We start from the raw sequence: 14,090 nt of genomic DNA on the forward strand, positions 1-14,090 counted from the left end.
GCTTTATTGAAAGAAAAAGACAGAATCACGGCGGGATGTTAGCTGGCTAATACTTGATTCAGCAGCATTCCTTGGCTTTCCTACGTTTTTCAATCGGTAACGCAATTGCATCCGGGTTTTTCTGGCGCAATACCGACGTTATCATTCACGTCGATTTTCTTTGCGGACAGAAACCCATGACTCAAGAACCTAGCACCCTCTATGCCAAGCTGCTTGGTGAGACCGCATCTATTTCCTGGAAAGAGTTGGAGCCGTTCTTCGCCAGGGGTGCCCTATTGTGGGTCGATCCAGGCCTGGATTTGATCGCTGCAGCAGAAGCAGTGGCAACCGATGAAGGCGAGAAAGTCGCTGCCTGGCTGGCCGCCGACAAGGTCGCCAAGCTGTCTGAAACGCGGGCGCTGGATCTTTTCGAACGCGATCCGGAGCTTTGGGCGGTGGTGGTTTCGCCGTGGATTCTGATCCAGGAAAGGGCGACGAGCTGAGCGCTTGCACTTATTTGGTGCGTGGCTTTGTCGGTTAAAAGTGTGTAGCCGAGTAGCGTGATGGCATGTTGCCGTAGAGAAAGGCCACAGAAGGGTCTTGGCAAGGGTGACGTAAACGTAACGGGAACAGTTTATTGAGCAGCCGATTGGCTGCTTAATTGTTTCTGAATGTTGGAAAAAAGATCAAAAGATCAGATCAAAAGATCGCAGCCTTCGGCAGCTCCTACAAAGGCGCGCTGCGATGTCATGTGAACCGCAGCCCGTAGGAGCTGCCGAAGGCTGCGATCTTTTCGGGCTTGGCTCAAGCTGTCTTGCCGGTATGATTATTAAGCGAAATAACCTTGGTCTTGCCAATCCGGTGACGGTAAATCTCGCGCAGATACTTGATCGCCTTCTTCACGCAATCCCGGGACAAACGAATGTCATTGATCGAGACAAACTTGTCTTTGTCGTTGATCAGCTCGCGGTACTTCTTCTCGTACATCGGTTTGATCGCGTACCAGTTGGTATCGAGGATTTTCGCCGGGTTTTCGAATTCGTTGAGCAGTTCGTTGATGCGGTCTTCGTCGAAGTCTTCATTGATGATGAAGTCCAGGATCGAGTTGTCCAGCGTCTCGTCGAAGCGGTACGGGTTTTTCGCAAAACAGCGCTTGATGAAGGCCACGATCAGGGTCAAAAAGTCGTCCGACAGGCACGGGCTCTTGGCGATCAATGTAGTCAGCGACAAGTTGGCCGACGCGCCGATCACCAGCGCATAACGCTTGAGCGTGGTGTTGGGGAACAGGCTGTTGAGGTGGGTCTTCAACCGGTTCAGGTCCATGTAGGACAGCTTGTAGTCTTTGGGCAGCGAAACAATCGACACCACCGACGAGCAATTCTTGAAGAAGTGCAGGTCGTGCAACGCAGCCGCGTCATAGCCTGAATTCTTGTACTGCTCAAGCGAGGCGCGATAGCGCTTGGACTCGATCGGCAACAGGCTGATGCCTTCGATCGCCTGGGTGACCTTGTTGAAGTGCGGCAGGTCGATGGAGCGGAAGAACAGGTCGTCGATGTTCAGGCGCTGCGGCTCTTTCTCGAACACCTTGAACTTGTCGCTGCTCGGCGGTGGAGTTTCCGGCACCACGGACTCGGCGTAGGCAATCGCCACCGGGCCGGCCAGGCTCATGAACAGGTCGTTGGCGTCCAGGCGAATGGTTTCGCCGATGTCGATGCCGGCGCGACGGAAATAGTTCTGGTCGTAGTCGGTGGTCACCGCCTGCGCTGTCAGAATGTTGAAGATCTGCTGTGAGATGTACTGGTTGGCGTGCTTTTCCATGGCATTGACATCAATGTTCTGGATATTGCCGTCATCGCTTTCTTCGGCATAACGCATGATGTCGTTAGAGATCAGCATCATCGCGTTCCATGGGCGAATACGGCCCATGACGCTGGCTTCGCTGCTGTCTTCGTTGGCGAAGTTGTAGGAGAAGTCCCACTCTTCCGACAGGTATTTACACAGCAGGCGACCGGCGTTGATGTGCAGCGCCTCGGACATTTCGCTGCGGTGATCGGAAATGTTCGGCAGTACGCAAATACCGCTGGTGAAGATCGGCTCGAAGACGAAGGAGTGACCGCTCTTGCTGTCGTGCTCGTCCATCGGCTTGGTGTCGAACGTCTTGTTCATGTACGAGTGCTGCTGGGCCAGGCCGAACTCCGAGGCCATGCCCGAACCGGTACCGCCGCCCGCGCTGAAGATCGAGAAATACAGGCGCGACTGGTTGGCCTTGATCCCGCAGCTGTCGATCAGGTACGAGTGAATCATCTTCCAGTCAGGGCTGGAGAACCGCTGGGTGTCCTTGTTCAGGATGATCTTGGCCAGGTACTGGCCGAGGATCGGCGCGTTACCGGCGCCACCGGCGTGGACTTCCGACAAGTCCATGATTTTCATTTTGCTGTAGTCGCGCAAAAAGCCGCTTTTTTCGCCTTTGCGCGAGAAGCGGATGCGACCGGCGATGTCTTTGTCCAGGTCGCCGAGCATCACCAGCGGTTCGACCAGAAACACCGGTTTGCTGGCCTTGTTCGGCCCCAGGCGCAGGTTATTGCGAATCCATTGCGCTGGGCTGTAGCCCTTTTCGGCGTAGCGTTTATCCGGCGACAGACGGTCTTCGTTGTTGAATTCGTTGAGGTAGAACTTGCGGGCGTTGTACACAAGCTCCGCCACGTCCAGCGCGATGTTCGAACCACAACGGCCCAGGCCGATCAGGCACACCGACGGGAATTCCTGATCGCTGTGCTGTTCGTTGTCGCCTTCCAGGTGCGGTGGGCGCGGGAACACCAGGTCGCGCAGGCCGTCGAGGTTGTCGAGGATGCGGTCGGTATTGGTTTCGGTGAAATACAGGTATTGCTGAGTCGCCAGCGGACGTGACGGGCTCAATGGCTTCGACGATGAGGGGCTGTTCGCCGCGGGGCTCAGGGTCAGGTCGGATACCGCGGTGGCCGGGTTATTTTTAGAAGTCATTGTGCGCCATATACCTGGACTGGTTGGCTCGGCGACAAGTGTCATCGAGTCATCACGGAATGGGATCTCGCGTCTTTTCTCGCTGCGCGAATGTGGCCCAAGCATCAGGGCCTGGGCCTGAGCATCGCTCGGGGGAATCCTTTCCTTAATCATGATGAATCGGCCAATATTCGATGATCTTTAATCAAAAGGGGGCTAAATGATGGCAACGTTGCCTGCGCTGGGGTTTGCCGGAATCGGTCTGATGGGCTTGCCGATGTGCCGACGCCTGTTGGCGGCGGGTTATCCGCTGACGGTGTGGAACCGCAACCCGGCCAAGTGCGCAGCACTGGTCGAGGCCGGCGCGCGGCAAGTGGCGACACCGGCCGAACTGTGTCAGCACGCGGACCTGGTGATGCTGTGTCTGGCCGATACCGCGGTTGTCCGCGAGGTAGTGTTTGGCCCGGCAGGCATTGCCGAGGGGGCGAAAAGCGGACAGTTGCTGGTGGATTTTTCCAGCCTGGAACCCACCGCGACGGGGGAAATGGCGAGCGCATTAGCGAGTAAAACCGGTATGAGTTGGCTCGATGCGCCGGTCTCTGGCGGAGTGGTCGGTGCCGAGGCCGGCAGCCTGGCGATCATGGTCGGGGGCGAAGCGGCAGACCTTGCGCGCGTGCGGCCGGTGTTGTTGACCCTTGGCCAGCGCGTGACCCACATGGGCGCCGTCGGTGCGGGGCAGGTGACCAAGGCCTGCAATCAGATGATCGTCGCCTGCAATGCCTTGGTCATTGCCGAAGTAGTAGCCCTGGCCGAGCGTTCCGGGGTCGACGCCCGCCTGATCGCCGAGGCGCTGGCCGGTGGTTTCGCCGATTCAAAACCGTTGCAGATTCTCGCGCCGCAAATGGCCGAAAGCCGTTTCGAGCCGGTGAAATGGCACGTGCGCACGCTGCTCAAGGACCTCGACACTGCCGTGAAATTCTCCCGTGAACAAGGCTCGGCCACGCCGATCAGCGGATTGGCCGCACAACTGATGCGCCTCCATGGGGGGCAGGGGTTCCTGGAAAAGGATCCGTCGACGCTAGTGCAGTTATACCGCGAGCCAGACTCAAAGGATTGACGGTGTGCGCGTGCTTGCGCTGGTTGATTTCGGCCAGCACCGGACGCAACTCGGCCAGCGGCACCGGACGGCTGAGCAGGTAGCCCTGAACGAAATCGCAGCCATGGCGTTCGAGAAAATCGTATTGCTCGAAGGTTTCGACGCCTTCGGTAACGACCTGCAAATGCAGGGTATGCGCCATGACGATAATGGCCTGGACGATCTCCATGTCCTGGGTAGCCTTGGGGATGTCCTGAATGAACGAGCGGTCGATCTTCAACGTGTTTAATGGCAGGCGCCTGAGGTAGGCCAGGGATGAATAGCCGGTGCCGAAGTCATCGATCGACAACGAGACCCCGAGGGCGCGAATCTGCCGCAGCAACACCAGGGTGTTGCTGATATTGCCCATCAGCGCATTCTCGGTGACTTCCAGTTCCAGTCGGTGTGGCGCCACCCCGAAGGCGTGCAAGGCGTGTTCGATTTCATCGGCCAGTTCTTCTCGCGCCAGGTTCAGGGGCGAGCAATTCACCGCGATTCGGAGTTCTTCGCAGTCGTGCCGGGACAGCTCGCCCAAGTCTTCGCAGGCCTTGCGCAGCACCCAGTTGTCCAGATCGGCGATCAGGCCATTGGCTTCGGCGATGGCGATGAACCGATCTGGCGTGAGCAATCCGTGAACCGGGTGCTGCCAGCGAATCAGCGCTTCAAGTTTGGTGACCTGGCCGATTCTCAGGTCATAGATCGGCTGGTAATACAGCATCAACCCGATGTTTTCGCGCAGGGCGTGACGCAGTTCCTCTTCGAGTTGTAACTCCAGGGTGGCGCGGGTTTTCAGGTTTGAACTGAAAAAGTGCAGGGCGTTACGACCGCAGTCCTTGGACTGATACAGCGCCAGGTCGGCGTTTTTCAGCAATTCTTCACAGGTCTTGCCGTCTTCCGGAAACAGGCTGATGCCGATGCTGGTGGTCATGACCATACGCCGTCCGGACAACTCGATGGGCTCCTTCATTTTCAGCATGATGCGTTGAGCCATTTGCCGCGCTTCTTCAAGGTCGTACAGAGTGATGAGGATGCAGAATTCATCGCCTCCAAAGCGCGCCACCACGTCTTCGTGACTGCGCACCGAGGCCTTGATGTGGCCGGCCAGGACTTTGAGCAATTCGTCGCCAGCGTCATGGCCGAGGCTGTCATTGATCCGCTTGAAGTGGTCGATGTCGAGGAACATCACCGCCAGCATGCCGCCTTCGTTGGTTTTCTCGATGAGTTTCTCGGCGAAGATCTGGTTGAAGCCCCGGCGGTTGATCAGGTTGGTCAAGGGGTCGTAATGCGCCACCTGTTGCAGCGACATGCGTGCCTGATCCAGTTGACTGAGCAGGGCGTTGACCCGCTGCAGGTCATGCTCTTTGTGTTGCAGTTTCTTGTCCGCCCATGCAGCGCTGATGCCGCTGCCGATGATCAGCAGCGTCATGACCGCTACCGTCAGCCCCAATTGCAGGTGATTGTTGTCGCTGGGCAGGGGCTCAAGGCTGCCAGCGGGCAGCACTAGGCTGAACGCCGCCATGCCGGTGAAATGCATGCTGAAGATGCCGGCTCCGAGCACCAGGCTGGCGGTGTATTTGAGCAATTGATGAAACACGCCGGCGCCATCGCGCAGGTGACTGGAAATCAACAGGGCGGCCAGGCTGGCACCGATGGCGATCACGATGGAAAGCACGAACAGCACGGGTTGGTAGTAGGCCATCGCATTCGAGCGCAGGGCGGCCATACCCACGTAATGCATGGTTGCGATGCCCAGGCCGATCCACACTGCGGCTCGCAGGTATTGCCAGAAATTCAACTGAGGATGGCTGAGGGTGTGCATGGCCAGCCATGAGGCGGTCAGGGCGAACAACAGCGAGAGCAGGGTCGTGGGCAGGTGGTAATGGATTTCGATCGGCGCCTGGAACGCCAGCATGCTGATGAAATGCATGGCCCAGATACCGCCTGCCAGACACCCGGCACCGACCCAGCGCCAGAGTCGTTGGGAGGCGGATTTTTCCACATGGCCGACCCGCTCGGTCATGTCCAGCGTGGCGAAGCCGGCCACGCAAGCCACCAGATAGGCCAGCAGCACCAGAAAAGGGTTATGGGTGCAATCGAGTATGACCTGCCCGCTCTCCGGTAGCCCGGTCATGAAATGCAAACCAAGCCACTCCATAGCATTGCCCCATCTCTGAATCATCCTGCGCCATGTACGCTGGCGAATGCTTGCAGTATAGAGGCCTTGCATGGAGCGCAAGGGGTGGTGGCCTATTAATGCCAATGTTTTTGGAATGGCTTTTAGAACGATTGGAAATAAATTGTTTCATGGCCCGCATTGGTGGCCATGGAGGGGTATCAGGATTACGAATAATTACAGACAGCACTGGCGGGCCTGACTAGATTGACGGCTCCGGGCTCGAATGCGTTGGCAGTGAAGCCCCAATAACAATAAAGAGACGGACCCATGCAGAACTCGACCCAAGCGGCGAATGCCTGGCGCATTCTGTTCCTGCTGTTCCTCGCCAACCTGTTCAACTTCTTCGATCGCACCATCCCGGCCATCATCATCGAGCCGATCCGCATGGAGTGGCACCTCAGCGACTTTCAACTGGGGATCATCGGGACCGCATTCACCATTGTTTACGCCATTGCCGGCCTGCCCCTGGGGCGATTGGCCGATACCGGTTCGCGAAGCAAATTGATGGGCTGGGGTCTGGCGGCGTGGAGTGGGCTGACCGCGGTCAACGGGCTGGTGGGCAGTTTCTGGAGTTTCCTGATCGTGCGCATGGGCATCGGCATCGGTGAAGCCAGTTACGCGCCGGCCGCCAACTCGCTGATCGGCGATTTGTTCCCGGCTCATCGTCGGGCTCGGGCCATGGGCATTTTCATGCTCGGTTTGCCGTTGGGCCTGTTGCTGGCGTTCTTCACCATCGGCTGGATGGTCAAGGCGTTCGACAGCTGGCGCGCGCCGTTCTTCATCGCTGCGGTGCCGGGGCTGATCCTGGCGGTCTTCATGTTCTTCATAAAAGAGCCGAAACGCGGCGCAGCGGAAAGCGTGCAAGTGTCTCAGGAGCGCGTGGACCGGCCGATCCGTCGAGTGCTGGCGGTGCCGACTTTCCTGTGGCTGGTGATGGCGGGGCTGTGCTTCAACTTCGCGACCTATGCCTGCAACTCGTTTCTGGTGCCGATGCTGCAGCGCTATTTCCTGATGCCGTTGCAGGACGCAGCAGTGGCGACCGGGGTGATCGTTGGGGTGACCGGGTTGTTCGGCCTGACGCTCGGCGGCTGGATCGCCGACAAGATTCACCAGCGCGTGGCCAATGGTCGGCTGCTGTTCGCGGCATTCAGTCTGATCATTTCGACCGTGTGCACGGCTTGGGCGCTGCATGCCGGACGGATCGAGATCGGGGTATTTGTCGCGGTGTTCAGCCTGGGGTGGTTGTTTGCCTACAACTTCTATACCTGTGTGTACACGGCGATCCAGGACGTGGTCGAACCGCGCCTGCGAGCCACGGCGATGGCGCTGTTCTTTGCCGGGTTATATCTGCTGGGTGGGGGATTGGGGCCGGTGGTGGTGGGCGGATTGTCGGATCACTTCGCGCACACGGCGATGCTCTCGGCCGGCGCCGAGCAGATGACCGAAGCGTTCAAGGCTGTTGGTTTGCATGACGCGATGTACCTGATTCCGGTGGCGCTGTTCTTTACCATGGTGTTTCTGTTTTTGGCCTCGCGGTGTTTTGTTAGGGATGCCAAGCGGATGAAGGAAGGGTTGGTGGCGGTGGTTGAGCCTGTGGGTTCTGCGGCGACTGCCTAATCGCCATCGCGGGCAAGCCCGCTCCCACAGTAAATTTGGTTGCTGATAGATTTCATATTCAACACCAATCCCTGTGGGAGCGGGCTTGCCCGCGATGAGGCCATCAGCAACAGCGCAACAATCAAGCAGACAAAAAAAGGCCCGCATCGCTGCAGGCCTTCTTTTTATAGCGGTGGGGGAGGGTTGTTAACCCGCCACCAACACTCGGATCGCTTCCAGTCGCAGCGCCGCTTTGTCGAGCATGGCCAGGCCTTGCTCACGTTGCTTGCGCAGGGCAACCAGTTCGCTGTCGCGCACGGTCGGGTTGACCGCTTGCAACGCGGTCAGGCGTGCCAGTTCTTCGTCGGTATCCGCTGCCAGGCGACGTTGCGCCTCGGCCACGCGCTCGGCGTGACGCGGGGTGATTTTCTCTTCGCCGGCGTTGATCCGTGGCGTCAGCTGGTCGCGCTGGGCCTGGATGAACTTGTTGGCGCTGGCGCGGGGTACGCTTTCCAATTGGTCGTTCAGGGTTTCGAACGACACTCGGGTCGACAGGTCGTTGCCGTTGGCGTCGAGCAGGCAGCGCAGCGCGGCCGGCGGCAGGTAACGGCCCAGTTGCAGCGAGCGCGGGGCAACCACTTCGCTGACGTAGAGCAGTTCCAGCAACACGGTGCCTGGTTTCAGCGCCTTGTTCTTGATCAGCGCCACGGCGGTGTTGCCCATCGAACCGGACAGGACCAGGTCCATGCCGCCCTGAACCATCGGGTGTTCCCAGGTGATGAATTGCATGTCTTCGCGAGACAACGCCTGGTTGCGGTCGTAGGTGATGGTCACGCCTTCGTCGTCGCCCAGCGGGAAGCTGGCGTCGAGCATTTTTTCGCTTGGCTTGAGGATCAGCGCGTTTTCCGAATGGTCTTCGCTGTCGATGCCGAAGGCGTCGAACAGGGTTTCCATGTAGATCGGAAGGGCGAACTGATCGTCTTGTTCGAGGATGTCCTCGACCAGCGCATCACCTTCGCCAGCACCGCCGGAGTTGAGTTCCAGCAAGCGGTCGCGACCGGTGTGCAGTTCGGCTTCCAGACGCTCACGTTCGGCACGGGCTTCGTCGATCAGCGCTTGCCACTCGCCGTCATCGGCGTTTTCCAGCAGCGGCAGCAGGCGCGGGCCGAACTGATGCTGCAAGGCGTTGCCGGTCGGGCAGGTGTTGAGGAACGCGTTCAGCGCTTCGTGATACCACTGGTACAGCCGCTCTTGCGGGCTGGTTTCCAGGTACGGCACGTGCAGCTCGATGATGTGCTTCTGACCGATCCGGTCGAGACGACCGATACGCTGCTCCAGCAGGTCCGGGTGCGACGGCAGATCGAACAGCACCAGATGGTGCGAGAACTGGAAGTTGCGACCTTCACTGCCGATTTCCGAGCAGATCAGCACCTGAGCACCAAACTCTTCGTCGGCGAAGTAGGCGGCGGCGCGGTCACGCTCGAGGATGTTCATGCCTTCGTGGAAGACCGTGGCCGGAATGCCGGAACGTACGCGCAAGGCGTCTTCCAGGTCCATGGCGGTTTCGGCGTGGGCGCAGATCACCAGCACTTTGGTGCGCTTGAGCATTTTCAGGGTGTCGATCAGCCACTCGACACGCGGGTCGAATTTCCACCAGCGCTCTTCTTCATTGGCGTCCGGCTGGGCCTGGAAGCTGACTTCCGGGTACAACTCGGCGTGATCGCCCAATGGCAGTTCGAGGTATTCGGCCGGGCACGGCAGCGGGTACGGGTGCAGTTTGCGCTCCGGGAAACCCTGCACGGCGGCGCGGGTATTACGGAACAGCACGCGGCCGGTGCCGTGACGGTCCAGCAGTTCGCGGACCAGACGAGCGCTGGCTTCGGTGTCGCCATCATTGACGGCGGTCAGCAGGGCTTCGCCTTCGTTGCCGAGGAAACCGTGGATGGTCTTGTGCGCTTCAGGCGACAGACGCCCTTTGTCCAGCAGCTCCTGAACGGCTTCGGCCACCGGGCGATAGTTTTCGCTCTCGGCGCGGAAGGCGTGCAGGTCATGGAAACGGTTCGGGTCGAGCAGGCGCAGACGGGCGAAGTGGCTGTCCTGACCCAGTTGTTCCGGGGTCGCGGTCAGCAGCAATACGCCGGGAATGACTTCGGCCAGTTGCTCCACCAGGGAGTACTGAGGGCTGACCTGGTCTTCGTGCCACACCAGGTGGTGCGCTTCGTCGACCACCAGCAAATCCCAGCCGGCCGCGAACAATGCGTCCTGGGCTTTCTCGTCATCCACCAGCCATTCGAGCGCAACCAATGCAAGCTGAGTGTCTTCGAACGGGTTGGCGGCATCGCTTTCGATGAAGCGTTCTTCGTCGAACAGCGCGACTTGCAGGTTGAAGCGGCGGCGCATCTCTACCAGCCATTGGTGCTGGAGGTTTTCCGGCACCAGGATCAATACGCGGTTGGCGCGGCCCGAGAGCAGTTGGCGATGGATCACCAGACCGGCTTCGATGGTCTTGCCCAAGCCCACTTCGTCTGCCAGCAGAACGCGCGGCGCGATGCGGTCGGCGACTTCACGGGCAATGTGCAGCTGGTGCGCGATCGGTTGCGCACGCACGCCGCCCAAGCCCCAGAGCGAGGACTGCAACTGGCGGCTGGTGTGTTCCAGGGTGTTGTAGCGCAGGGAGAACCAGGCCAGCGGGTCGATCTGTCCGGCGAACAAACGGTCGCTGGCCAGACGGAACTGAATGAAGTTCGACAGCTGGGTTTCCGGCAGGGTAACCACTTCGTTTTGCGCGTTGAGGCCGTGGTAGACCAGCAGGCCATCGACGTCATCGACTTCCTGTACGGTCAGTTTCCAGCCTTCGAAGTGAGTGATGCTGTCACCCGGTGAAAACCGCACGCGGGTGAGGGGCGCATTCCGTAGCGCGTACTGGCGAGTCTCGCCAGTGGCCGGGTAGAGCACGGTCAACAAGCGGCCGTCCTGTGCCAGAACGGTGCCCAAACCCAGCTCGGCTTCGCTGTCACTGATCCAGCGTTGCCCCGGTTGATACTGCTGCGCCATGCTGCCTGACTCCCACCTTGAAAAAGCGGGCTATCTTAACGGAATGAGCCTTCAGGACCAAAGGATTACATGCGCGCGCTGATGGAGGATGCGAACTTTTCAGGAGATGAAGATCAAAAGATCGCAGGCTGCACCAGCTACTACGGTGCCAGGCGGGTCACAAGTTTGCGACCGATGGCTCAAGTCGCCATCCCCGCAGCCGACAGCCTGCTGACAGGAGACTAATAATATGTTGCCACCGATGCTCCCCTTGAGCGCCGTACCAATCACTTCACAGCAGGATCCGATTCGCCAGCGCCCGGATATTCCGCCCGTGGTGTCGGTGCAGGAAAGCTCCAACGAAAGCACCATCGACCTGCAAAAACGCGATCCAGAAGAGGCGGGCCTGCAACTGCGCGAGGAACAGCGTCGGCAGCAGGAACGGGAGCGGCGCCGTCGTGAGGCCGATGAAGATCCTGAAGAGCACCTGGCGATCCCCGGTAATGAGCTCAATGCCGACAACACCGTACCGGTGGTGCCGTTGATGGAGGATCAGCCACGTCAGGGATTGTGGGTCGATATCGAGATCTGAAGTGTCGGATCACTGGTCAGCGCCCGCGCCAGACCGCATTATTGGCGTAATCCTGTCGCCTTTACCGGCAGTTGAATTCATTTCCAAGCGATGCACTGAACGCCATGAGCCAAGATGACAAGCTGATTGACCTCAACACCGAACGCGCCAAGCGGGTTCATGACCTTAATGAAAAGCGCCTGAACGAAGTGCGCCAGGCGTTCGAGCAGGCGATGCCGTTGGGCAAAGCGAAGAAAAAACCGAAGAACAAACCGAAGAACAAACCGAAAAAGCGTTGAAACACCCTGCATCGGTTGATGCAGGTCAGTTATTTCCCTTCCTTTTACGCCCGTCTAGGGCGGCATTGATCCCGGTCAATTTTCTCTCCTGCCCGATTGGTTAACTTAGCCCCATCGCAACAGGGCAAGTGCAGGAGGCTAGTCATGTTTTTCGACAACGTGGTGATCGCCGGAGTGCTGACAGTCGGCCTCATGGTTCTGTTTTTTGCAGGGTTTGGATTTTTTATCTGGAAGGATTCGCATAAGCGCAAACCGTAGGTCTTTCTGGAGCAATGAGCACGCAAGGCATTTTGGGCGACTTCGGTCGCCCTTTTTTTTGCCTGCAACAATCTGCCAGATGTACAGAACTACTGTGGGAGCGGGCTTGCCCGCGATAGCGGTATGTCTGTTACATCAATGTCGGATCTGCCGCCGTCATCGCGGGCAAGCCCGCTCCCATAGGGATCAGTGGTGTGATTGCAATAAAAAAGGCGCGAGCCTCACGGAACGCGCCTTTTTCAGTAGCGGTGTATCAGCTACCCAGTGCCTTCGACGCCAGCCAGAACAGGCCAGCCGACAGGGCCACGGTAGCTGGCAGTGTCAGGACCCAGGCCAGCAGGATGGTTCTGACAGTGCCGCCTTGCAGGCCGCTTTTGTTCGCGACCATGGTGCCGGCCACGCCTGAAGACAGGACGTGGGTGGTGGAAACCGGCAGGCTGAAGATGTTGGCCATGCCGATCATGCACGCGGTGGTGATCTGCGCCGACATGCCTTGGGCGTAGGTCATGCCTTGCTTGCCGATCTTCTCGCCGATGGTCAGTACCACGCGTTTCCAGCCGACCATGGTACCCAGGCCGAGGGCCAGTGCGACCGCCAGAATCACCCAGAACGGGGCGTATTCGGTGGTGGTGGTGAGGTCTTTGCGCAGCTTGTCCAGGTCAGCTTTTTCACGGGCAGCGAGGCCTGGCAGCTTGGCGACTTTCTTTGCGGTGTCGTCCAGGCAGAGCAGGTAGCGACGTACTTCGATGCGGCTTTCCGACGGCAACGAATGGTAGTCCGCTACACCTTTAAGGGTGCCAAGCAGCGCTGCAATGGTCGGTTCGGTCTGTTGCGGGTTGCAACGGAATTTCTCCGGCAGATCGCCTTTCACGCTTTTACCCAGTGCCAGGAACTCACCCAGGGATTCGCGGTTGCGCTCATAGAACTGGCTCAAGTGCAGGGTCGCATCGCGAGTACGTTCGATCTGGTAGGTGGTGCTGTTCAGGTCGAGAACGAACTGCGCCGGCACGATACCGATCAGCACCAGCATGATCAGGCCGATACCTTTCTGGCCATCGTTGGAGCCGTGCACGAAGCTGACTGCCATCGCCGAAATCACCAGCACCAGACGGTTCCAGAACGGCGGGTGTTTCTTGTCGTCGATCTTGCGGCGCTGTTCCGGTGTCTTGTGCATCTTGGACAGCGGACGCCACCATTTAAGGCCGATCAGCACCAGGGCTGCGATCAGGAAACCAGCCATCGGCGAGAACACCAGGGACGCACCGATATCAATCGCCTTCTGCCAGTTCACACCATCGGCCAACGGAATGTCGTTGATCAGTGCGTTGGCCAGGCCGACACCGAGGATCGAACCGATCAGCGTGTGGGAGCTGGAGGCAGGGATACCGAAGTACCAGGTGCCCAGGTTCCAGGTGATGGCGGCGGCGAGCAACGAGAACACCATGGCCAGTCCGTGACCGGTGTTCACATTGATCAGCAGTTCTACCGGCAGCAAATGGACGATGGCATACGCCACGCCAACACCGCCCAGCAGCACGCCGAGGAAGTTGAACACACCGGAAAAGAACACCGCCAGATGAGGCGGCATGGCTTTGGTGTAGATAACAGTGGCCACCGCGTTTGCGGTGTCATGAAAGCCGTTGATGAACTCGAAGGCGAGGACAAAGGCCAGGGCGAGCAAGAGGCTCACAAGCACCCAAGCATCCAGTCCGCTGAATAAATCGATCATGAAGGTTTTCTGACCCGGTCGTAAGGGGGCGCGATTATGCCAGAAAAGACTGCTAATCGATGCACTTGCTGCTCATCGGTAACATTCTTCAACGAATTAATTCGTGGAAATCCCCCTGGGCCCGGGTTTTTTCGGGGTTTTACAAGTCGTTGAATTTACTTGGAAAGGCCGGAGCCACAAGGGTTTCTCCCGACGGAGCGAGAGGCTTGAACGCTTGTGTGAAATATCTTGGAAGAGGGTCAGACAGGAGCCATTTGCCTCATCCAACGGATGAGGGGGACCGCTGCCCGCTTGTAGCGGGCGCGAAAAGCATCATCCATACAACCCGCTTTTAA

11 protein-coding genes are annotated in these 14,090 nt (G+C 58.8%); 7 read left to right on the top strand and 4 right to left on the bottom strand.

All coding sequences use genetic code 11. The features are described 5' to 3' along the window. Positions 1-176 precede the first annotated feature (176 nt). The gene (locus tag KGB18_RS19725; RefSeq protein ID WP_038979251.1) at positions 177-482 is read left to right on the top strand and encodes a DUF2288 domain-containing protein; all 306 of its coding nucleotides are present in this window, start codon (positions 177-179) and stop codon (positions 480-482) included. Positions 483-783: 301 nt separating this feature from the next. On the opposite strand, the gene KGB18_RS19730 is transcribed toward KGB18_RS19725, so the two are convergent. After that, positions 784-2,979 carry a hypothetical protein gene (locus KGB18_RS19730; protein ID WP_123719767.1) on the bottom strand — a complete coding sequence of 732 codons (2,196 nt, stop codon included), beginning with the start codon at positions 2,977-2,979 and terminating at the stop codon, positions 784-786. Positions 2,980-3,178: 199 nt separating this feature from the next. Here KGB18_RS19730 and KGB18_RS19735 point away from each other — a divergent pair, with 199 nt between their 5' ends. Further along, on the top strand, positions 3,179-4,075 hold the full coding sequence (locus tag KGB18_RS19735; RefSeq protein ID WP_123719766.1) for an NAD(P)-dependent oxidoreductase: 897 nt from the start codon (positions 3,179-3,181) through the stop codon (positions 4,073-4,075). Here the strand turns inward: KGB18_RS19735 and KGB18_RS19740 are convergent. Continuing rightward, complete coding sequence (locus tag KGB18_RS19740) at positions 3,966-6,248, bottom strand: putative bifunctional diguanylate cyclase/phosphodiesterase (RefSeq protein WP_123719765.1); 2,283 nt, start codon at positions 6,246-6,248, stop codon at positions 3,966-3,968. The two genes, KGB18_RS19735 and KGB18_RS19740, sit on opposite strands and share 110 nt — an antisense overlap. 288 nt (positions 6,249-6,536) lie before the next feature. Between KGB18_RS19740 and KGB18_RS19745 the strand changes: the two genes are divergently transcribed. Continuing rightward, entirely contained in the window at positions 6,537-7,886 is a 1,350-nt protein-coding gene (locus KGB18_RS19745; RefSeq protein ID WP_038979255.1) for a spinster family MFS transporter, read from the top strand. Between the two features lie 186 nt (positions 7,887-8,072). Here KGB18_RS19745 and rapA read toward each other — a convergent pair whose 3' ends face one another. Beyond that, a complete protein-coding gene (gene rapA / locus KGB18_RS19750) occupies positions 8,073-10,919 on the bottom strand; it encodes an RNA polymerase-associated protein RapA (RefSeq protein WP_123719763.1) in 2,847 nt (948 codons plus the stop codon). A 69-nt stretch (positions 10,920-10,988) separates the two neighbouring features. Here rapA and KGB18_RS19755 point away from each other — a divergent pair, with 69 nt between their 5' ends. The 4 genes from KGB18_RS19755 to ccoM all read left to right on the top strand — a co-directional run bounded on the left by KGB18_RS19755 (position 10,989) and on the right by ccoM (position 12,026). Further along, on the top strand, positions 10,989-11,144 hold the full coding sequence (locus tag KGB18_RS19755) for a hypothetical protein (protein WP_187326389.1): 156 nt from the start codon (positions 10,989-10,991) through the stop codon (positions 11,142-11,144). A 4-nt stretch (positions 11,145-11,148) separates the two neighbouring features. Continuing rightward, positions 11,149-11,490: an aspartate-semialdehyde dehydrogenase gene (locus KGB18_RS19760; protein ID WP_123719762.1), complete on the top strand. Its 342-nt coding sequence runs from the start codon at positions 11,149-11,151 to the stop codon at positions 11,488-11,490. Positions 11,491-11,594: 104 nt separating this feature from the next. Next, a complete protein-coding gene (locus KGB18_RS19765) occupies positions 11,595-11,768 on the top strand; it encodes a hypothetical protein (RefSeq protein ID WP_187326388.1) in 174 nt (57 codons plus the stop codon). Positions 11,769-11,912: 144 nt separating this feature from the next. Then, positions 11,913-12,026, top strand: a complete 114-nt coding sequence (ccoM, locus tag KGB18_RS29920; protein ID WP_010462558.1) for a cytochrome c oxidase subunit CcoM — start codon at positions 11,913-11,915, stop codon at positions 12,024-12,026. Between the two features lie 253 nt (positions 12,027-12,279). On the opposite strand, the gene KGB18_RS19770 is transcribed toward ccoM, so the two are convergent. Further along, positions 12,280-13,755, bottom strand: coding sequence for an inorganic phosphate transporter (locus KGB18_RS19770; protein ID WP_123719761.1), 1,476 nt, complete (start codon positions 13,753-13,755; stop codon positions 12,280-12,282). Positions 13,756-14,090 lie beyond the last annotated feature (335 nt).

Source organism: Pseudomonas sp. BF-R-26 (assembly GCF_019947395.1).
Classification (GTDB): domain Bacteria; phylum Pseudomonadota; class Gammaproteobacteria; order Pseudomonadales; family Pseudomonadaceae; genus Aquipseudomonas; species Aquipseudomonas farris.